Below are 20288 nucleotides of genomic sequence, written 5' to 3'. Positions count from 1 at the left end.
ACCAACCGCACCGCCTGTACCGCCAGTTCAGACGAAGACATGCCGACTTCCCGGCCGCGTCCCCGTAACCGCCGAGGGACGTGAGTACCGGGCCAACGAGAGGAAAGCCTCCCGTGCCTGCCACCCGTACCACCCTGCGCCGCAGCCTCGCCGCTGCCGCCGCTCTGCCGCTGCTCGCCGTGGCACTCACCGCCTGCGGCTACGGCTCCGCGGCGAAGGACGACGACGCCGCGAAGACGAACGTCGCCGCCGACGGCAAGAAGCTCTCCGCGGACACCGTCAAGATCGGCTACTTCCCGAATCTCACGCACGCCACCGCCCTGGTCGGCATCCAGGAAGGCCTGATCGCCAAGGAGCTCGGCGGCACGACGGTCCAGCCGTCCACGTTCAACGCGGGCCCGTCCGAGATCGAGGCGCTCAACGCGGGGTCGATCGACATCGGCTTCATCGGCCCCTCCCCCGCCATCAACGGCTTCTCGAAGTCCAAGGGCAAGAGCCTGCGGATCATCGGCGGTTCGGCCTCCGGCGGCGTGAAGCTGGTCGTCAACCCGAAGAAGATCAAGACCCTGGACGACCTCAAGGGCAAGAAGATCGCCACCCCGCAGCTCGGCAACACCCAGGACGTGGCGTTCCTCAACTGGATCTCCGAGAAGGGCTGGAAGGTCGACGCCCAGAGCGGCAAGGGCGACGTCTCCGTGGTCCGCACGGACAACAAGGTGACCCCGGACGCCTACAAGTCCGGTTCCATCGACGGTGCCTGGGCCCCGGAACCGACCGCCTCCAAGCTGGTCGCACAGGGCGCCGAGGTGCTGCTCGACGAATCGACGCTGTGGCCGGACAACAAGTTCGTGATCACCAACATCATCGTGTCGCAGAAGTTCCTCAGCGAGCACCCGGACGTCGTCGAGGCGGTGCTGCGCGGTTCGGTCGCCACCAACGCATGGATCAACGCCAACCCGGACAAGGCGAAGGCCTCCGCCAACGCCGCACTCAAGAAGCTGTCCGGAAAGGCGCTGCCGGCCGAGGTCCTGGACCCGGCGTGGAAGTCGATCCAGTTCATCGACGACCCGCTGGCCGCCACGCTCGACACCGAGGCCAAGCACGCGGTGAAGGCCGGTCTGCTGGACGAGACGGACCTGACGGGCATCTACGACCTGAAGCCGCTGAACAAGATCCTCCAGGCCGCGGGCAAGCCCGAGGTCGACGACGCCGGTCTCGGCGTCAAGTAACCCCACCCCGACCGTTCCAGGATCTCCCAGGAGGTGACGACCATGGCGACGACCACGCTCACCAAGGCCGAGGACCGTGTATCGGCCGGGCACGCGGCCCGTATCGACCACGTCTCGAAGTCCTTCGGCGGACCGGAGGGACCGCAGCTCGTCCTGGACGACATCACGCTCGATGTCGCTCCCGGCGAATTCGTCACCCTCCTGGGAGCTTCCGGGTGCGGCAAGTCGACGCTGCTCAACCTGGTGGCCGGACTCGACCGCCCGACCGCGGGGTCCATCGAGACCCCCGGCGGGCGGCCGGCGCTGATGTTCCAGGAGCACGCGCTCTTCCCGTGGCTGACCGCGGGCAAGAACATCGAACTCGCGCTGCGGCTGCGCGGCGTACCCAAGTCCGACCGCCGCGCGGAGGCGGAGCGGCTGCTCGAACTCGTACGGCTCGCAGGGGCCTACGGGAAGCGGGTGCATGAGCTTTCGGGCGGCATGCGGCAGCGGGTGGCGATGGCCCGCGCGCTCGCCCAGGACAGTCAACTGCTGCTGATGGACGAGCCGTTCGCCGCACTCGACGCCATCACCCGGGATGTGCTGCACGACGAGCTGACCCGGATCTGGCGCGAGACGAACATCTCGGTCCTCTTCGTCACGCACAACGTGCGGGAGGCCGTCCGGCTAGCCGAGCGGGTCGTCCTGCTGTCGTCGCGGCCGGGCCGAATCGCCCGCGAGTGGACGGTCGCCATCGACCAGCCGCGCCGCATCGAGGACACCGCGGTGGCGGAGCTGTCCGTCGAGATCACCGAACAACTGCGTGGGGAGATCCGCCGACATGGCCAGCACTGAGACCACCGCAAAGGACGCCGCCCAGGACCTGGCCGGCCTGGAGGCGGGGCTCGACGCGCTCGATGCGGTGCGGGTGAGCCGGACCCCGGTCCGCCAGGTGCTGGTACGGAAGGTGCTGCCGCCGGTCGTGGCCGTCGCGCTGGTGCTCGTCGTCTGGCAGATCCTGATCTGGGCGAAGGTCACCGACGACTACAAGCTGCCGTCGCCCTCCCAGGTCTGGGACGAGGTGGCCAACGCGTGGATGCAGGGCACCCTGCTCGACTACATCTGGACCAGCGTCTCGCGGGGCCTGTTCGGCTTCCTCCTGGCCCTTGCCATCGGCACCCCGCTGGGACTGCTGGTGGCACGCGTGAAGGTGGTGCGCGCGGCGATCGGACCGGTGCTCTCCGGTCTCCAGTCGCTGCCGTCGGTGGCGTGGGTGCCGCCCGCGGTGATCTGGCTGGGGCTCAAGCCCTCGATGATGTACGCGGTGATCCTGCTCGGCGCCGTCCCGTCGATCGCCAACGGTCTCGTCGCCGGTGTCGACCAGATCCAGCCGCTGCATCTGCGGGCCGGAAAGACGCTGGGCGCCACCGGGCTGCGCGGCACCTGGCACATCGTGCTGCCGGCCTCGCTGCCCGGCTATCTGGCGGGCCTGAAGCAGGGCTGGGCGTTCTCCTGGCGCTCGCTCATGGCCGCGGAGATCATCGCCTCGTCGCCCGATCTCGGCGTGGGCCTCGGCCAGTTGCTGGAACAGGGCCGCGAGACCAGCAGCATGTCGATGGTGTTCCTCGCCATCCTCCTGATCCTGACCGTCGGCATCGCCATCGACCTGCTGATCTTCAGCCCGCTGGAGCGGTGGGTGCTGCGCAGCCGCGGCCTCCTCGTCAAGAACTGAGTACCGCCATGTCCTCCCCCGTGCTTCTCGTCATCGCCCACGGCAGCCGCGATCCGCGGCACGCGGCGACCGTGCACGCACTCACCGCGCGGGTACGGGCGCTGCGGCCCGGGCTTCGGGTGGAGACCGGCTTCCTGGACTTCAACGCCCCGTCCGTGCCCCGAGTGCTGGAGCGGCTGGCCGCGGAGGGGACGGATGACGTCGTCGCGCTGCCCCTGCTGCTGACCCGGGCCTTCCATGCCAAGGCCGACATACCCGCCGTGCTGCGCGAGGCGCAGGCCCGGCTGGGCCGGCTGCGGATCCGGCAGGCCGGCGTGCTCGGCCCGTCGCCGCTGCTGAACTCCGCCTTGGAGCGGCGACTGCACAAAGCCGGGGTCCGCCCCGGTGACCGAAGCTCGACCGGGCTCGTCCTGGCCTCGGCGGGCTCCACGGACCCGGAGGCGATCGCAGTGATCGCTGAAATCGCGCGGGAGCTGCGGCACACCGGTTGGTGCGCCGTGCGGCCTGCGTTCGCCTCCGCATCTCTTCCCCGTACCGAGGACGCGGTACGGGCCCTGCGGGCCGAAGGCCTCCGGCGCGTGGCGGTCGCCCCGTACGTCATCGCCCCCGGCCGTCTCCCGGACCGTATCGCCGCCGGTGCGGCGGAGGCGGACGTGCTGGCCGATGTGCTGGGCCCCGCACCGGAGTTGGCACGTCTGCTGCTGGCCCGGTACGACGAGGCGCGCGTCCCGGTCGCGGTCCGGCTCAGCGCCTGAGGGCTGTCCCGTCATCCCCGGTGGATCAGCGCGCGGCGTCAGATGTGGTGCACCGCACGGCGGAAGGGCGTCCTCATACGGGGCGTATGCGAGCGTTCCGACAACGCGGCGAGGTGCGCAGCCTTCGTCGTGCGCCCGCCAGGGATGACGGGACAGACCTTGGCACTCGGCCCAGGGTGACCCGGGTCAGCCGACGTCCAGACTGCCGGTACGGGTCCGCTTGAGCTCGAAGAAGTCCGGATACCCGGCGAGCACCCGGAAGCTGTCGAAGAGCCGCCCGGCCTCCTCGCCACGCGGGACGGCGCGCAGTACCGGGCCGAACCACACCGTGCCGTCGACATGGATCGTCGGCGTCCCGACATAGCCGCCGGCCTCCGGGTCCTTGCCCGCCTCATGGCTGATCCGCAGTGCTTCGTCGTAGGTCTCCGTGTGCGCGGCGGCGGCCAGGTCGGCCGGCAGCCCCGTCTCGGCCAGCGCCGCGGCGATCACCTCGTCGAAGTCATCGTTCTTCTGCTGGTGGATGCGGGTGCCCAGGGCCGTGTAGAGGTCGCGCAGCACACCCTCGCCGTGGGCCGCTGCCGCCGCGACGGCGACCCGTACCGGCCCGATCGACTTGTCGACCAGTTCCCGGTACCAGTCGGGGAGTTCATTGCCGATGTTGTGCAGGTGGAGGCTCATGACGTGGAAGCGGAGCTCGATGTCGCGCTGCTGCTCCACCTCCAGCATCCAGCGGGAGGTGATCCAGGCGAACGGGCAGGCGGGGTCGAAGTAGAAGTCGACGACGGCCCGTCGGCCACCGTGGTTCCGTTGAGTGGTCATGGCGCGAGCCTAGCCAGCCATTGGCGTACGGATGCGGGCCAATCGACGCCGATTCTACTGGGCCACTTTCAGGCGGCGGTCCACTGTGGGTCACGTCCGCTGTGTGCCAGTGCACGGGCGAGGACGGGGGCCGACCCGGGCAGCCGGACCTCGTCGCCGAAGCCCTCGTACTGCCGGTAGAGCTCGGCGGTCCGGTCGACGACGCCGAGGACGTACCCGGCCGCCCCGTCGGAGAGCCTGAACTCCTGGCCGGTCGCGCGGGCCACGTCCCAACTGTGCAGAGCCGTCTCCATGATGAGCATCTCGGCGATCTCGGCCGCCGGGGAGGACGCATGCCCCAGGTCGATGTCCCCCTCCCAGACCGCCGGGTCCGACCAGGCGGCGACGGCCCGGTCCAGCTGCGCCGCGTACTGCTCGGCCCAGTCGGCGTCGACGATGAAATCACGGGCGGTGAGCTCGTCCGGCAGCGGTGTGCGCCGGGCGCGGTGCTCCAGACCGTGTGAGGTGTACAGCACCCAGTGGTTGATCAGTGTCCGCAGATCCCAGTCGCCGCAAGGAGTGGCCGGCGCGACCGGCCGTTCGGCGCCGATGCCGAGGGCGATGCGGGCGGCCTCGGCGGCGCATTCGGTCATGTGGGCGTACTCGCTCTTCATGCACGCGACGGTACGGCCGCCCGCTGCCGCCGGTCTTGAAGAAATGCGACAGGGGCCTGGCCGCGCCGGACGTCCCGCTCGCTCAGGAGGCGGCGTCGACGAGTGCGGTGAGTTCGGCCACCGACATCGATCCGGGCTCGCGGCGCTCGCGCGCGAACGCGTTCGCAGCGCGCTGGAGTACGGCGTTGACCGGTGTGGGCACCCCGTGCTGACGGCCGAGCAGCACGATCTCGCCGTTGAGATAGTCGGCCTCGATGGTGCCCGTACCGCGGCTGAGGCTCTGCCACGACGATCCGGCGCCGCGCGGGGAGCCGTCGAGCGGTTCGAAGCGGATCCGGCCGCCGCGCGCCTTCGCCTGTTCCTCCTGGCCGACCGCCTCGATGCCGGCGGCCTCCAGGACCGCACGGCCCTCGGCCAGTGCCCGCTTGAACAGGGCGGCGGCGGCGTCCCCGGTGAGCGGTCCGGTGACCGCCTCGATCGCGTTGGCGAGGTTGGAGAGCAGCTTGCCGTACTTCCAGCGCATCACGTCCGGGACGACCGGTGCGAGCAGCTTCGACTTCTCCAGGTCGGCTGCGATCATCTCGGCCGCGGTGTCCGTGCCGGTGGGATAGCACCCGAGGTGCAGGATGCCGGTCAGCGGGGTTCCGGCCGCCGACACCTCGCCGGGCCGGACGAAGGTGGCGGGCAGCCAGACGCACATGCCGTAGACCCGCCGGAAGCGGCGCAGCGCGAGGCGTTCGCTCTCCACGCCGTTCTGCGCGCAGATCAGGGGCAGGCGTTCACCCGCGGTACCGCCGCCCGCCACGGGCCGGCCGCTCCAGGCGTCGAGCGCGGCAACACTGTCCTGCGTCTTGACGGCGAGGACGAGTACGTCGCCCGGGGTCAGGTCGAGTGCGTCGGGCCGGTCGACGACGGGCAGCGCGTGGGTGCGCGGGCCGTCCGGCGTGATGAGCCGGAGTCCGTCCGTGCGCAGCGCCTCGTACTGCGCGCCGCGTGCCACCAGGACGACGTCGTGGCCGGCCTCGGCCAGCCGTCCGCCTATGGCGCCGCCGACAGCCCCCGTTCCCACGATGATGTAGCGCATCCCCGGCTCCGTTCGGTGCGGTCGTGTGTCCTGTGCCGTGATCAAATCCTATGCGCGGAGGCGGGGCTGTCGAGGGCCGCCCACCGGGGCCGGGCACGTGGCGCCCAGGAGTTGCCGGCCGGCCGGATCGGCCCGTACGAGGTGCCCAGGCTGGATCCGGGCGTACTCTCACCGAGCGGCTCGGGGCTCCGACACGCTGAGGCAGGGGGGGTAAGGTCCGTTTCATCGGCCTGGACACCCTCACCGTCGGCCCACTGCACGAGGCTGCGTCCCTGACCGGGATCGCCTCGGTGCACACCCGCCGCTGCGTCCGACGCGGCGCTCGCCGGTATCGCCGAAGCGCATGGTTCCACCCGCGGGCGGACCGCCCTGACCCGGCTGCTGCAATCGCTCGCGCCTCTGTGCCCGACCCCCGGCACGGGTTCGCCCGTCCATCCCGCGGAGAACCGCAAGGCTGCGGCGATCCGCCTGTTCACCGAGGACACGAGCCGCCTGGAGGCGCGCGCCCCGGATGAAGGAGTACCGGTGACCACCATCTCGACGACCGCATCTGTCCCGCCCACAGCGCCGGTGCCGGTGATCCGGGCCGACGGCGTCCGTCTCGTCCGGGACGGCAGCCTCCTGCTCGACTCGGTCTCGCTGACTGTGCGCAGCGGTGAACACTGGGCACTGCTCGGCGCCAACGGCGCCGGGAAGAGTACGCTCCTCGGACTCCTCGGCGCGGTCACCCATCCCACCGACGGGTCGGTGGAGATCCTGGGACGGACGCTCGGCCGGGTCGACCTGCGCGAGCTGCGGACCCTGCTCGGGCACGTCAACCCCCGGCATCCGCTGCGTTCGCCGCTGTCGGTGCGCGACGTGGTGCTGACCGGTCTGACCAACTCGGTGGAGCCGGTGCCGCGTTGGTCCGCGAGCGTCGAACAGCGGGCACAGGCCGACCAGTTGCTGAAGATGCTGGGCATGGAGGCGAAGACCGGTTCGCGCTGGCCGTCGCTCTCGCAGGGCGAGCGGGGTCGTACGCTCATCGCCCGCGCGCTGATGCCGCGGCCCCGGCTGCTCCTCCTCGACGAGCCGGCCACAGGTCTGGATCTCGCCGCCCGCGAGCAGTTGCTGGACGCCCTGGACACCTTGCGCTCGGAGCATCCGCAGCTGGCGACGGTCCTGGTCACGCACCACCTGGAGGAGCTGCCCGCCTCCACCACGCATGCGATGCTGCTGCGCACGGGGCGCATAGTGGCCTCGGGGCCGGCCGACGAGGTGCTCACCACGGACCGGGTCAGCGACTGCTTCGGGCATCCGGTCCGGATCGCCCGCTCGGACGGCAGGTGGACGGCGCGTGCGCAGCGCGTCAGCCGCGGCTGAGGGCGGTCACACGCGTCCGTGTGCCGTCGCTCGTCGCCGCGGGGCCCCTCGGTGACCGGGGTGGACGGGGCGACTGCGGGCGGCGGCTCACTCGCGTGTCATCTCCACGAGCTTTACGACGGTGTTCCAGTTGCGTGAGGTGGCGGTGAGACCTTTGGTGACAGCGGGGCGGTGGAGCGCTTCGGCAAGCCGGGAGCGGCCGAGTCCGTCGGGTGCGTAGAGGTAGAGCGCGCGGTCACCGAGCCGGAACTCCTCGGGCAGGAAGGCGTCGGCCTCGATCGCGGCGAAGCGTGCGGCGTCCACCGGGCGGTCGAAGTAGGTGACGTGCAGCTGCTTGCCCTCGAGTTCGGCGGCCGCGAACGGGCAGGCGTCGGCGACGGACGCGAGATAGGGGCCGTTGCGGATCAGACAGGGGACGAAGAAGCCGAACCGGTCCTCGATGGCCCGTTCCAGCTGTGCGGTGAGCGCGTCCTCGTCGTCCGACCTACTGCTGAAGACGGCGTTGCCGCTCTGCAGGTAGGTACGGACATCCCCGTGGCCCAGCTCCGTGAGCAGTGTGCGCAGTTCGGCCATCGGAACCCTCTTGTGGCCGCTCACATTGATCCCGCGCAACAGCGCCGCATATGAGGTGGTCATCGGAACACCATAGGACGGTCCGCCCGAGGTGTGCGGCCGCCGCGCCCCGTGGGGGACGGCGCGGCGGCCGCCGTTTCGGTGGGTACCTGCTACTCGACGACCTTCAGCAGCCTGTTCGGCGTGCCCTCGGTCGCATCGGAGATCGCGTCGGGGGTGGCGCCGTCGGTGAGTGCCGTGGCGACCTCCGCCGGGGTGGCGTCCGGGTGTCCGGCGAGATAGACGGCGGCGGCCCCGACGACGTGCGGGGTCGCCATGGACGTTCCGGAGATGGTGTTCGTCCCGTCGTCGCTGTCGTTCCATGACGACGTGATGTCCGAGCCCGGGGCGTAGATGTCCACGACCGCGCCGTAGTTGGAGAACGACGACTGCTTGTCGCCCACCGTGGACGAGGCGACCGTGATGGCCTCGGGGACCCGGGCCGGGGAGCCCTCGCCCGCGTCGGCGGACTCGTTTCCGGCAGCCACCGCGAAGGTGACTCCGGAGGCGATGGCCTTCTGGACCGCGGCGTCGAGAGCCGGGTCGGCACTGCCGCCGAGGCTCATGTTGGCGACGGACGGCCCCTCGTGGTGCGCGGTGACCCAGTCGATGCCGGCGACGACCTGCTCGGTGGTGCCCGAGCCGGAGTCGTCGAGGACCCGGACGGCGACGATCTTCGCCTTCTTGGCGACGCCGAACGTCGCACCGGCTATGGTTCCGGCCACGTGGGTTCCGTGGCCGTTGCCGTCGTCGGCACTGTCGTCGTTGTCCACGGCGTCGAAGCCCGAACTCGCCCGGCCGCCGAACTCCTTGTGCGTGACGCGGACACCGGTGTCGATGACATACGCCGTGACACCGTCGCCAGCGCTGTCCGGGTAGGTGTACGCGTGGTCGCCGGCGGTCTCGGTCTGGTCGATCCGGTCGAGACCCCAGGACGGCGGGTTCTCCTGGGTGGCGTCGATGTGGAACTTCTTGTTCTGGACGACCTTGGAGACGGCCGGGTCGGCCGCGAGCCGCTCGGCCTCGGTCTGCGAAAGACCGCTGGCGGAGAAGCCGTTGATGGCGGAGCTGTAGGTGCGCTTCAGCGTGCCGCCGTACTCCTCGGCGAGCTTCGCCTTGTCCGCCTTCCGGTCCAGCAACACGATGTAGCTGCCCGAGACGGCGGTCGCCGCGTCCGCGCCGTAGACCGTTCCCGTCGCGGGAGCGGGTGCGGCTCCGGCGAAGGACGTGCCCAGCAGGGTGACTCCGGCGGCTGCGGCCACCGCGGTGATCGCGGCGGTCAGCCTGGTCCGAGGTGTGCGCTTGTGCATGGCCATGAAGAGGGATCTCCTCGTCATTCTTTGTGGGGGGATTGGCCCCGGCCGGAAAATCTCCGGGGGCTGGCTCGAAACCCTGGCCGATTGACGCGCTCAGATCAACCCCTTCATGCAGCTGTGACTTACTCAACAAGGTTTCGTAATAAGAAATCGGCCCACCGATGGCCAAGTCGGTCAGCACGCTCCAACGGCCCGCACCTGCACGCAACTTGGGCGGTCCGCGCCGCGGGAGCGCTCCCGTCCCGCAGAGCGGAGTCCGCCACCTGCTGATCGTGGTCCGCAGCCGCCCGGGCCGGTTCACCGGTCAGCGCTGATAGCGGGCCAGGACCCGGTTCCCGTCATCGACCAGGCGCTTCTCCAGTTCCTTCCGGTCGATCGCCCCGCTGTAGTACTCCTGGAGCGCGGGCGTGGCGACCTTGTCCTTCCACTCGGGGTACCCGCGCACCGACTGGGCGGGCGCCGGGCGCAGTCCCTTCGCCAGGGCCGCGCCGGTCGCCCAGCCGTTCTCGGCGGTGCGCAGCGCCGGATCCGCGAGCGCCGCTGTGCCGGTCGGAAGCATCCAGTCGCCCTGCGCCAGGCGCACCATGTTCTGCGGACGCAGCAGGAAGTCGATGAACTGCACGGCCGCCTTCTTGTGCGGGCTGGCCTGCGCGACGGAGAGGGTCTGCGGGCTCACCCCCTGGGCGGTCCCGTCGCTGCCCGCCGGCGCGGGCAGAACCGTCCACTCGAACCCCTTCGGGGCCTGCTCGACAACCTGCTGACGGTACGAGAACCCCAGCGGAACCATCGCGTACCGGCCGCCGAACAGCCCCGGCAGCGTGTCTGATCCGCCCATGCCGAGCGCGGTGCGGGCGGCGCTGTGGTCGCTGTTGACCTGATCCCGGATGGTGCCGGGCATGACCTGGTCGCCCGCGTCGAAACGGATGGTCACCCTGCCGTCGGCTCCGCGGTGGAAGAGCTGCCCGCCGCTGGAGAGGCCGAGGTTGAGGGTGACGGAGACGGGTTCCTTGAGCGGCCAGGCGACGCCGTACGTCGCCTTCCCCTCCCCTTTGCCCGTCAGTTCCTTGGCGACCTGGCGGAATTCGTCCCAGCTCCACGGCTTCCCGGCGGTCGGGATGCGGACCCCGGAGGCCTTGAGGATCTTGGAGTTGGCGATCAGGACCCGGGGCTCCTGCAGGAACGGCACTCCGTAGACGCCGTCGCCGAAGGTCGTGGTCCGCCAGCTCTGCTCGGGGATGTCGGCGGTCAGCCGGCCGGGCAGGAGGGTGCGCAGATCGGCGAGATAGCCGCCGTACGCGAAGTCGGCCAGGTCGTCGGAGGCGTCGTGGATGACGTCCGGTGCCTCATCGCCCTCGAAGGAGGTGAGAAGTTGGTCGTGGACGCTGTCCCAGCTGCCCTGGACGTACTCGACCTGAATGCCGGGGTGGGTGGCGTTCCACTCCTTGACCAGCTGTTTGTTGGCGTCGACGGACTCCTTCTGCCAGGCCAGCGACTGGAAACGGAGCCGGATCTTCCCGTTGGCGTCCGTGCCGCCGCCCCCGCTGCAGCCGGTCAGGAGCAGGACCAGCGTCGTGACCGCGGCGGCCGCCGTCCGTACGAGTGCGCGCATCAGCTCTTCACCGCCCCGGCGAGCATGCCACCGGTGATCCGGCGCTGGATGACCGCGAAGAGGACGAGGGAGGGCAGGGTGGCGAGGAATGCGGCGGCGGCGAGCGGCCCGAGTTCGGCCGCGCCCTCCGCGCCGAGGAAGTGGGTGAGTACGACCGGCAAGGTCTGCTTCTCCGGGGTCTTGAGCAGGACGAGCGCGAAGAAGAACTCGTTCCATGCGGTGATGAACGCGAAGAGTGCGGTGGCGACGATTCCGGGGGCCAGCAGCGGGACGGTGACCGAGACGAGCGTGCGCAGCCGGCTCGCGCCGTCGACCGAGGCAGCCTCTTCGAGTTCGGGCGGCACGGCCCGGACGTAGCTGACCAGCATCCACAGCGCGAAGGGCAGTGCCCAGACGACGTACACCATGATCAGCCCCCACAGGGTGTTGATCAGATGCAGATTCTTGAGGATCAGGAAGAGCGGAATGATCAGCAGCACGAACGGGAACGCCTGGCTGACCACGACCCAGCCGGTGGCGGCCGCCGACAGCCTGGAGCGCTGCCGGGCCATCGCATAGGCCATGGGCGTCGCGATGACGACCGCGATCAGGGCGGCGCAGAGCGCGGCGACCAGCGAGTTGGCGGCGGCCCGGAGCAGTGGCTGCTCGTCGAAGGCCTGCCGGAAGTTGTCCAGGGTCGGATGCTCGGGAATCCAGGTGGGGTGCAGGGACCCCAGCTCGCGCGCCGGTTTGAAGGCGGTGGAGATCAGCCAGAGGAACGGGAACGCCAGGAAGACGAGGTAGGCCAGGAGCGCGGCGTACTGTCCGGCACGGGCGGATCTGCTGCTACGGAGACTCACTGGTCCTCGCCTCCCCTGAGCCGGCCGACGAGATGAAGGGCGAGGACCACGGAGATCACCGCGACCATCACACAGCCCATCGCCGCGGCGTAGCCGAACTGGCCGTAGCGGAAGGCCTCCTCGTACGCGAAGAGCATCGGAAGCCGGGTCCGTCCGCCGGGACCGCCGTTGGTCAGGACGTAGACCAGGGCGAAGGAGTTGAAGTTCCAGATGAAATTGAGGGCGGTGATGGAGAGCGCGACCGGTCGGAGGGCCGGCCACGTGACGGTACGGAACCGGCGCCAGGCGCCCGCGCCGTCCAGGGCGGCCGCCTCGTGGAGTTCGTGCGGGGTGTTCTGGAGGCCGGCCAGGAGCGCGACGGTGGTCTGCGGCATGCCCGCCCAGACGCCGACGACGATCACGGCGGGCAGTGCGGTGGCGAGGCCGGTCAGCCAGTCGCGTCCGTCGCCGAGTCCCAGATCGCGGATGGTCTCGTTGAGGACGCCCGCATCCGGGTTGTAGACGAGCCGCCACATGATGCCGACCACCACCTCGGGCATCGCCCACGGGATGATCGCGAGAGCCCTCGCCAGCCAGCGCATCCGCAGGTTCTGGTTGAGCAGGAGGGCGAGGCCCAGGGCCAGCACGAACTGCGGGACGGTGACACCGACCGCCCAGACGAGGCCGATCCGGAACGAGTCCCAGAAGAGGGCGTCATGGAGCAGGTCCTGGAAGTTCAGCCCGCCGACCCACTGGGTGGACCGGGTGCGGCCGGACTGGGCGTCGGTGAACGCCAGCGCGATGCCGTAGAGCAGGGGGCCGACGCTGAGGATCAGGATCGGGATCAGGGCGGGCAGCACCAGGAACCAGGTGCCGGCGTTCCGGTCGATCCGCGGAACCCGTCCGCCCTGTCTTCCCTGCCTGGGCCATCGGCTGCCGGACGGACCCTGCTGCCCGGATCGCACGGTTGCATTCGCCAACGTCATGAATTCGACCCCCTTGCGTCATTGGATCGGTTTCATCCAGTCCTGGCCGCTCAGGTGGCCTCCGCCATGGTGCTGACGGGTCGTCGGTTCGTCAAGGTGGCCTGCGCGGATGCGAAAATCGGACCATGAACGAGATGCGTGCGCGCGAAGTCCTGACCGCTGCCGGACTGTCCGACGGCGCGAAACTGATCGCGCTGGGCGAGAACGCGGTGTTCGCCGTGGGCGACCTGGTGGTCAAGGTCGGCCGGAACGCCGTGCAGAACCCGGAACTGCGCAGCCGGGCCGAGCGCGAGGTGGCCGTCGCGCAGTGGCTGGCCACCTCCGGGATCCCCGCCGTGCGGGCGGCGGAGCCGCAGGCGCGCGTGGTCGAGGGCCACCCGGTGACGGTCTGGCACCGGCTCCCCGACGCGGTGCGGCCCGCCGAACCGCGGGATCTGGCGCCGCTGCTCACCCTGGTCCACGCCCTGCCCGCCCCGGACGGGCTCGCGCTGCCGCGGCGGGAGCTGCTGAGCGGTGTGGAGCGGTGGCTGCAGCTCGCGGGCGACGCGATCGATCCGGCCGACGCCTCGTATCTGCGTGAGCGGCGCGACGGGTTCGCGGCGGCCGCGGCGGCGCTGGTGCCGCATCTGCCCCCGGGGCCGATCCACGGTGATGCATTGCCGCGCAACGTCCATGTCGGTCCGGACGGGCCGGTTCTCGTGGACCTGGAGACATTCTCCGCGGATCTGCGCGAGCACGATCTGGTGGTCCTCGCGCTGTCCCGGGACCGGTACGGGCTCGCGGCGGAGGCGTACGACGCGTTCACCGCCGCGTACGGCTGGGACGTACGGGAGTGGGACGGCTGCGCGGTGCTGCGGGGGGCCCGGGAGACGGCCAGCTGCGCCTGGGTTGCCCAGCACGCGCCGGGCAACCCGAAGGCGCTCGCGGAGTTCCGGCGCAGGGTGGCGTCCTTGCGGGAGGGTGACGCGGCGGTGCGGTGGTATCCGTTCTAGGTGTCGCCGGGGTCGTCCGGCGGCCGATGTGTCCTCGATCGCCGGACGGGTCCGAGGATGCGGATCGACTCCGACGCGCCCCGGCACCGGGGCGACCGCTTCGTACCCGCCTCTCAGACGACCGGGTGGCGTCCTGTGCGATGACCGGCCGCACCGACGGCGGCCGCCGGCACGGAGACGGTGGGCACCTGATTCGATGAGATGAGCCACGGCGTTCGATCGAGACCCAGGAGGGCACCCATGAGCAGTCCGGACCCGAACCAGAGGCTCGTCGGCCTCACCCTGCCCGGCCCGCTGGTCGACGAGGACTGGCTCGCGCAGCGGCTCGGCACGCCCGGACTTGTGGTCCTTGACGCCTCCGTGGGCGCGCACCGGGGCGCCGGACAGCGGATACCGGGGGCGCGGCCCTTCGACATCGACGGAGCACTGTCCGACCACTCGGTCGCCGTGCCCCACACGATGCCCGACGCCGGCCGGTTCACCGAGGAGCTGAGTTCCCTCGGCGTCGACGACGGCAGCACGGTCGTCGTCTACGACGGCGCGGGCATCTACTCCAGCGCCCGCGCCTGGTGGATGCTGCGGGCGATGGGGTTCGACCGGGCCGCGGTGCTCGACGGCGGCCTGCCCGCCTGGGACGCGGCCGGGCTGCCGATGGAGAACGAGGAGTCCGCGTACCGCGGCCCGCACGGCAGCTTCACCGCCCGGCCCCGCCCCGGGCTGTTCGTCGGCAGCGGCCAGGTGATGGCAGCACTGGCCGACCCCGCATCGGCCGTCTTCGACGCCCGCACCCGGGAGCGCTTCACGGGCGAGGTCGCGGAGCCCCGCCCCGGGCTGCGCGGTGGCCATATGCCCGGGGCGGTGAATCTGCCCTTCGGTGAACTCCAGCACGAGGGCCGGATGCGTCCGGCACACGAGCTGCGCATGGCGTTCGCGGCGCTCGCCGGAGACCGGGAGAAGCTGATCCTCAGCTGCGGTTCGGGGGTCACGGCCTGCGTGCTGGCCCTGGGAGCCGAACTGGCCGGCTACTCCGAGCCGGCCGTGTACGACGGTTCCTGGAGCGAGTGGGGTCTCCCCTCGCGCCTGCCGGTCGTGACGGGCCCTGGTACGGAGGACCACCGAGCCGTCGGTCCCGACGACGTTGTCCGATGAGTGACGGGCGTTCACGGGCTGCCGCCGCGCCTGGAATCGCCGGTGGTCCTGGCGGGGGCCGAGCAGAACCGCACGGTCGGCGTCACGCGCCCACGGCGAGTTAATGCAGGCCTTCTGGCCCGACCCCGAGAGAGGCAGGGCGGATCGCACTCGGCCACCGCGCCGGCCTGACGGTCCTCGCAGGCAACCCGCTCACCACCACCGCCACCGAACTGCCGGACCTGCCCGTGCTCCTCACCGTCCTCGGCGGAAGCCCGACGCATCGCGACTCGGCCGGTGACGCACCCCGCGAACGCAAGCGCGCAGTGCGAGCCGGAGGCGGTGCACGAGGTGACCGTCAACACCCTCCTGCCATCGAGGAGGTGACCGTCAACGCCTTCGTGCCGTCGAGGATGACGAGCGCCCCGGCTTCCGGGCCCTGTGGCTGTGCAGGTGGATTCCGTCGCACGGCCCGGTCATGCCGATCGAGCGGGCTTCCGTCCGGCCGCCTTGCAGGGCCCGACCGGGCGAGGGCCGGAGCGACCCGGTATCAGTCAGTGGTCGGGGCCAGGACAGCGGCTGGTTCCCGGAGCGGCCAGTGGGGGTCGATCACCGCGTCCGGGGTGCCCTTGCGGCGCAGGAAGGACTGGAAGTCGGACGCCCACTCCGCGTACCAGGTGATCTGGCGCTCGTGCAGTTCGGACGCCGTCAGCGCGGCCACCGAGCCGTGCCGTTCGGCTATCGCGTACGCCACGCGCACCGCGGCCAGCGCGTCCGCGCCCGCGTCATGGGCGCCGCCGTGCACCACCCCGTACTCGACGCAGACCGCCTCCAGCGTCCGCTTGCCCTTGCGATAGCGGTCGATCGCCCGGTCGATCGTGTACGGGTCGACGACCGGACCGATCCCGTCACCGCCGAGCCGGTCGCTCAGCGACGGCAGCCCGTGGCGGCGCAACTCCGCCGTCAGCAGCGTCAGATCGAAGGCCGCGTTGTAGGCGACGACCGGCACCCCCCGGCGCCAGTACCCCGTGAGCGTCTCGGCGATCTCGTCCGCCACCTCGCGTGCCGGGCGGCCCTCCGCCGCTGCCCGCTCGCTGCTGATGCCGTGGATCGCCGACGCCTGCGCGGGGATCCGGATCCCCGGATCCGCCAGCCAGATGTGCTGTCGCGCCGGCTCCTCGTCCCTGCCGTCGACGCCGACGACCGCGGCCGTCACGATCCGCGCCTCCAGCGGCTCCGTGCCCGTCGTCTCCAGGTCGAAGCCGACCAGTGCCTCGCGGTGCCAGCTCATCCCGTACCTCCTTCGTGGTGCTCTCCCCCAGGTGATGACCACCCTGCCATGCGCCACTGACAGCGGTGACCTCAGGAGACCGGGCGCGAGTCCGTCCACACGGACTCGAATTCCTCGCGGTAGGTCTCGAAGAGCCCGTGCTCGTTGTCCTGTCCCGCCCGGACCACCGCGCGGCCCCCGCCCCGCAGCACCAGCACGGGCGCCTCCATGCCGCGTGCGCGCCGCAGATACGGCTGGACCACGCCCACCGCGTCCGCGCCGTCACCGTCCACCAGGTAGGCCGTGAAGCGCGGTGTCTCGTCGAAGACGTGGATCTCGAAGGCACCCGGATCACGGAGCTTGGACCGGACCCGGCGCATATGAAGGATGTTCATCTCCACGGACCGGCTCAGCTCGCCCTTCTTGAGGCCCAGTTCCCGCTCGCGGCGCTTGACCGCGCTGCTCGCCGGGTTGATGAAGAGCAGCCGGATCCGGCAGCCCGACTCGGCCAGCCGTACGAGCCGGCGGCCGGAGAAGTTCTGCACCAGCAGATTGAGGCCTATGCCGATCGCGTCGAGGCGGCGCGAACCGCCGAAGAGGTCCTCGGCGGGGAGCTGGCGCTGCAGCCGGACCCGGTCGGGGTGGACCGAGACCACATCCGCATACCGGTCGCCGACCAGTTCCTCGACGGCGTCGACCGGCAGCCGGTCGGCGGAGGGGACCGCGGCGCCGCTTCCGAGGATCTCCAGGAGCCGCGCCGAGGCACGCTCGGCCTGGGCGAGAACGGCCTCGTTCAGCGCGCGGTTGCGGGAGACCACGTTGCGGGCGACCTCCAGTTCGTCGAGGGCCAGCTCGACGTCGCGCCGGTCGTCGAAGTACGGCTCGAAGCACGGCCAGTGCTGGATCATCAGCTCCCGCAGCTGCGGGAGCGTGAGGAAGCTGAGCACATTGTCGTCCGCCGGGTCGAGCAGGTAGCCCTTACGGCGGGAGACCTCGCGCACGGCGACGGCCCGCTGCACCCATTCCTGCCCGGCGGGGCCCGCCGCGGCGACCACCCAGTCCTCGCCGTGCACCGGTTCGTAGATGGGCAGGAGCACCGCGGCGACGACGGCGCGCAGTCGCTGCTCGACCAGATTCAGCCAGATGTACGCCCGCCCGGCACGCTGGGCCCGGGTCCGGACCTCGCTCCAGGCCTCCGCGCCCCAGCCCAGTTCGGCGCCGATCTCCATGGGCTGCGCAAGCGATACCGCCCCTGGCGGGGCGTCGACGGATTCCCCCTCGTGACCTGGGTCACCTGGGGGCAGCTCGAACCCTCCCGAGCTCACCCGCGCACCGCCTTCCGCTCCCCCACCAATGATCAAGGAAGGGTACTCCGCAAGCGGGATCCGGTGCAGCCGGATGCACAGGCTCCTTTCTCAACTCCCCCATGAGCAAGGCTTGTTCCCCGTGGCAGGATGTGCCGTAGTGAGCCGATTCATAGTGATTGAGCATCCTTCTCAGGATCGCATACCGGACATGTGACCCGGTCAGGTTCTCGGATTCCGGTTCCGGGCGGCATGGAGTGGACCGATGTTGACAGGACCGGCCGACGTCCTAGGTGCGGGCCACTCTTTCGGGGAAGATCTGGCCGGTCGGTCCCAAGTGCCCCCAGCACCCGGATCAGAAGTGGAAGAGTCATATCTATGCAGGTCTGGCCGGGACAGGCGTATCCCCTCGGTGCCACGTACGACGGCGTCGGCACCAACTTCGCGGTCTTCTCGGAGGCCGCCAACCGAATCGAGTTGTGCCTGCTGCACGACGACGGTTCCGAGACGGCGGTGGAGCTGAGAGAGACCGATGCCTTCGTCCGTCATGCCTATCTGCCAGGGGTGATGCCCGGTCAGCGGTACGGGTTCCGGGTGCACGGACCGTACGAGCCGCAGCGCGGCACCCGTTGCAATTCGGCGAAACTGCTCCTCGATCCGTACGCGCGGGCGGTCTCCGGACAGATCCGGTGGGGCGAGGCGGTGTACGGCTATCCGTTCGGCCGGCCCGACGCGCGCAATGACCTCGACTCGGCGCCGCACACCATGACATCGGTGGTGGTCAACCCGTACTTCGACTGGGGCGACGACCGGCGGCCCCGTACGGACTACCACCGCACGGTGATCTACGAGGCCCATGTGAAGGGCCTGACGATGCTCCATCCGGGGCTGCCGAAGGAGCTGCGCGGCACCTACGCGGCGCTCGCCCATCCGGAGGTCATCGCGCACCTGACGGAGCTCGGGGTCACGGCGATCGAGCTGATGCCGGTGCACCAGTTCGTCCAGGACCACCGGCTGGCGGACGCGGGGCTCGCCAACTATTGGGGCTACAACACCATCGGTTTCTTCGCCCCGCACAACGCGTACGCCTCCCGGGGGGACCGCGGCGAGCAGGTGAGCGAGTTCAAGCAGGCCGTTCGGGCGCTGCATCAGGCGGGCATCGAGGTCATCCTCGACGTGGTCTACAACCACACGGCCGAGGGCAACCATCTGGGGCCGACGCTCTCGTTCCGGGGCCTGGACAACGCTTCGTACTACCGGCTCGCGGACGATCAGCGGTACTACATGGACACCACGGGCACCGGGAACTCGCTGCTGATGCGGTCGCCGCACGTGCTCCAGCTGATCATGGACTCGCTGCGGTACTGGGTGACCGAGATGCATGTGGACGGCTTCCGCTTCGACCTGGCGGCCACGCTGGCCCGGCAGTTCCACGAGGTGGACCGGCTGTCGTCGTTCTTCGACCTGGTGCAGCAGGACCCGGTGGTCAGCCAGGTGAAGCTGATCGCCGAGCCGTGGGACGTGGGCGAGGGCGGCTACCAGGTGGGGAACTTCCCGCCGCTGTGGACCGAGTGGAACGGCAAGTACCGGGACACCGTGCGGGATCTGTGGCGGGGCGAGCCGCGGACCCTCGCCGAGTTCGCCGGTCGGCTCACGGGCTCCTCGGACCTGTACCAGGACGACGGCCGGCGGCCGCTCGCCTCGATCAACTTCACGACGTGCCACGACGGGTTCACGCTGCACGACCTGGTCTCGTACAACGACAAGCACAACGAGGCGAACGGCGAGGGCAACCGGGACGGCGAGAGCCACAACCGGTCGTGGAACTGCGGCGTGGAGGGCGAGACGGACCAGCCGGGGGTGCTGGAGCTGCGCGAGCGGCAGATGCGAAACTTCATCGCCACGCTGATGGTGTCGCAAGGGGTGCCGATGCTGAGTCACGGCGACGAGTTCGCGCGCACCCAGCAGGGCAACAACAACGCCTACTGCCAGGACAGCGAGCTGTCGTGGGTGCACTGGCCGGAGCCGAAGAAGGCCGGTGCAGAGGACGAGGATGTCGGCGAGGACATCGACGGGGACGACGGCGGTGCGGACTCCATCGCCGCCAGCAGCCTCCTGGAGTTCACCCGTGCGATGGTCTGGCTCCGCCGTGACCACCCGGTCTTCCGGCGCCGCCGGTTCTTCCACGGGCGGCCGGTGGAGGGCACGCACGACGAGTTGTCGGACATCGCCTGGTTCACGCCCGGAGGCCGTGAGATGACGCAGCGGGACTGGCAGGCGGCGCACGCCAAGGCGCTGACGGTCTTTCTGAACGGGCACGCGATCTCGGAGCCGGGCCCGCGCGGCGAACGGATCTCCGACGACTCGTTCCTCCTGATGTTCAATGCGAGCGCCGACACGCTGGAGTTCTCCGTTCCGGTGAACCATGGACGGCAGTGGGCGATCGTGGTCGATACGGCGAGCCCGGACGGAGTACGGCCGGGGGCGGGGCCGAAGGTGTCGGCGGGCGACAGGGTGAGGCTGGTGGGGCGGAGCATGGCGGTACTGCAGCGGCCGGCGTAGAAGTGGGCGCGGTGGGGCGGAGTCCACCGCTCGTCCGGATGGATCGGGCGGCTGCGATGTCACAGTCGCTGTCAGGCT

18 protein-coding genes are annotated in these 20288 nt (G+C 70.5%); 8 read left to right on the top strand and 10 right to left on the bottom strand.

Annotated features, from left to right (window positions below; genetic code table 11):
* Positions 1 to 113: 113 nt before the first annotated feature.
* The 4 genes from LRD69_RS26785 to LRD69_RS26770 are packed head-to-tail and all read left to right on the top strand — an operon-like array spanning position 114 to position 3695.
* Positions 114 to 1229, top strand: a complete 1116-nt coding sequence (locus tag LRD69_RS26785; RefSeq protein ID WP_277329098.1) for an aliphatic sulfonate ABC transporter substrate-binding protein — start codon at positions 114 to 116, stop codon at positions 1227 to 1229.
* Between the two features lie 42 nt (positions 1230 to 1271).
* A complete protein-coding gene (locus tag LRD69_RS26780; protein WP_277329097.1) occupies positions 1272 to 2063 on the top strand; it encodes an ABC transporter ATP-binding protein in 792 nt (263 codons plus the stop codon).
* Positions 2050 to 2940 carry an ABC transporter permease gene (locus tag LRD69_RS26775; protein ID WP_277329096.1) on the top strand — a complete coding sequence of 297 codons (891 nt, stop codon included), beginning with the start codon at positions 2050 to 2052 and terminating at the stop codon, positions 2938 to 2940. Before LRD69_RS26780 ends, LRD69_RS26775 begins: the two co-directional genes overlap by 14 nt.
* 8 nt (positions 2941 to 2948) lie before the next feature.
* Positions 2949 to 3695, top strand: coding sequence for a sirohydrochlorin chelatase (locus LRD69_RS26770; RefSeq protein WP_277329095.1), 747 nt, complete (start codon positions 2949 to 2951; stop codon positions 3693 to 3695).
* Between the two features lie 186 nt (positions 3696 to 3881).
* On the opposite strand, the gene LRD69_RS26765 is transcribed toward LRD69_RS26770, so the two are convergent.
* The 3 genes from LRD69_RS26765 to LRD69_RS26755 all read right to left on the bottom strand — a co-directional run bounded on the left by LRD69_RS26765 (position 3882) and on the right by LRD69_RS26755 (position 6251).
* Positions 3882 to 4514 carry a DsbA family protein gene (locus LRD69_RS26765; protein WP_277329094.1) on the bottom strand — a complete coding sequence of 211 codons (633 nt, stop codon included), beginning with the start codon at positions 4512 to 4514 and terminating at the stop codon, positions 3882 to 3884.
* Between the two features lie 68 nt (positions 4515 to 4582).
* Positions 4583 to 5167 carry a TIGR03086 family metal-binding protein gene (locus LRD69_RS26760; RefSeq protein WP_277329093.1) on the bottom strand — a complete coding sequence of 195 codons (585 nt, stop codon included), beginning with the start codon at positions 5165 to 5167 and terminating at the stop codon, positions 4583 to 4585.
* 82 nt (positions 5168 to 5249) lie between these two features.
* Positions 5250 to 6251, bottom strand: coding sequence for a 2-dehydropantoate 2-reductase N-terminal domain-containing protein (locus LRD69_RS26755; RefSeq protein WP_277329092.1), 1002 nt, complete (start codon positions 6249 to 6251; stop codon positions 5250 to 5252).
* A gap of 534 nt (positions 6252 to 6785) precedes the next feature.
* On the opposite strand from LRD69_RS26755, the gene LRD69_RS26750 reads away from it, so the two are divergent.
* Positions 6786 to 7613 carry an ATP-binding cassette domain-containing protein gene (locus LRD69_RS26750; RefSeq protein WP_277329884.1) on the top strand — a complete coding sequence of 276 codons (828 nt, stop codon included), beginning with the start codon at positions 6786 to 6788 and terminating at the stop codon, positions 7611 to 7613.
* Positions 7614 to 7700: 87 nt separating this feature from the next.
* On the opposite strand, the gene LRD69_RS26745 is transcribed toward LRD69_RS26750, so the two are convergent.
* From LRD69_RS26745 to LRD69_RS26725, 5 genes are all read right to left on the bottom strand, one after another.
* Positions 7701 to 8249: a DUF1697 domain-containing protein gene (locus tag LRD69_RS26745; protein ID WP_277329091.1), complete on the bottom strand. Its 549-nt coding sequence runs from the start codon at positions 8247 to 8249 to the stop codon at positions 7701 to 7703.
* A gap of 89 nt (positions 8250 to 8338) precedes the next feature.
* The gene (locus tag LRD69_RS26740) at positions 8339 to 9541 is read right to left on the bottom strand and encodes a S8 family peptidase (RefSeq protein WP_277329090.1); all 1203 of its coding nucleotides are present in this window, start codon (positions 9539 to 9541) and stop codon (positions 8339 to 8341) included.
* Positions 9542 to 9845: 304 nt separating this feature from the next.
* Positions 9846 to 11150: an extracellular solute-binding protein gene (locus LRD69_RS26735; protein ID WP_277329089.1), complete on the bottom strand. Its 1305-nt coding sequence runs from the start codon at positions 11148 to 11150 to the stop codon at positions 9846 to 9848.
* Positions 11150 to 11989, bottom strand: coding sequence for a carbohydrate ABC transporter permease (locus tag LRD69_RS26730; protein WP_277329088.1), 840 nt, complete (start codon positions 11987 to 11989; stop codon positions 11150 to 11152). The genes LRD69_RS26735 and LRD69_RS26730 overlap by 1 nt, the downstream gene beginning before the upstream one ends.
* Positions 11986 to 12954: a sugar ABC transporter permease gene (locus tag LRD69_RS26725; RefSeq protein ID WP_277329087.1), complete on the bottom strand. Its 969-nt coding sequence runs from the start codon at positions 12952 to 12954 to the stop codon at positions 11986 to 11988. The genes LRD69_RS26730 and LRD69_RS26725 overlap by 4 nt, the downstream gene beginning before the upstream one ends.
* Before the next feature lie 125 nt (positions 12955 to 13079).
* Between LRD69_RS26725 and LRD69_RS26720 the strand changes: the two genes are divergently transcribed.
* Together LRD69_RS26720 and LRD69_RS26715 are read left to right on the top strand one after the other, a co-directional pair.
* Positions 13080 to 13946, top strand: coding sequence for an aminoglycoside phosphotransferase family protein (locus LRD69_RS26720; RefSeq protein ID WP_277329086.1), 867 nt, complete (start codon positions 13080 to 13082; stop codon positions 13944 to 13946).
* Positions 13947 to 14186: 240 nt separating this feature from the next.
* Complete coding sequence (locus LRD69_RS26715; protein WP_277329085.1) at positions 14187 to 15095, top strand: sulfurtransferase; 909 nt, start codon at positions 14187 to 14189, stop codon at positions 15093 to 15095.
* A 529-nt stretch (positions 15096 to 15624) separates the two neighbouring features.
* Here the strand turns inward: LRD69_RS26715 and LRD69_RS26710 are convergent.
* Entirely contained in the window at positions 15625 to 16365 is a 741-nt protein-coding gene (locus LRD69_RS26710; RefSeq protein ID WP_277329084.1) for a 3'-5' exonuclease, read from the bottom strand.
* A gap of 71 nt (positions 16366 to 16436) precedes the next feature.
* Positions 16437 to 17669, bottom strand: a complete 1233-nt coding sequence (locus LRD69_RS26705) for an SAV2148 family HEPN domain-containing protein (protein ID WP_277329083.1) — start codon at positions 17667 to 17669, stop codon at positions 16437 to 16439.
* A 357-nt stretch (positions 17670 to 18026) separates the two neighbouring features.
* Here LRD69_RS26705 and glgX point away from each other — a divergent pair, with 357 nt between their 5' ends.
* Positions 18027 to 20210 (top strand): glycogen debranching protein GlgX, encoded by a 2184-nt coding sequence (gene glgX / locus LRD69_RS26700; protein WP_277329082.1) that lies wholly within the window; start codon positions 18027 to 18029, stop codon positions 20208 to 20210.
* Positions 20211 to 20288 lie beyond the last annotated feature (78 nt).

The sequence above is a fragment of the Streptomyces sp. JH14 genome, assembly GCF_029428675.1.
GTDB lineage: Bacteria > Actinomycetota > Actinomycetes > Streptomycetales > Streptomycetaceae > Streptomyces.
Note: the sequence above shows the minus strand (reverse complement) of the source record. Positions and strands in the feature narration are given on the sequence as shown.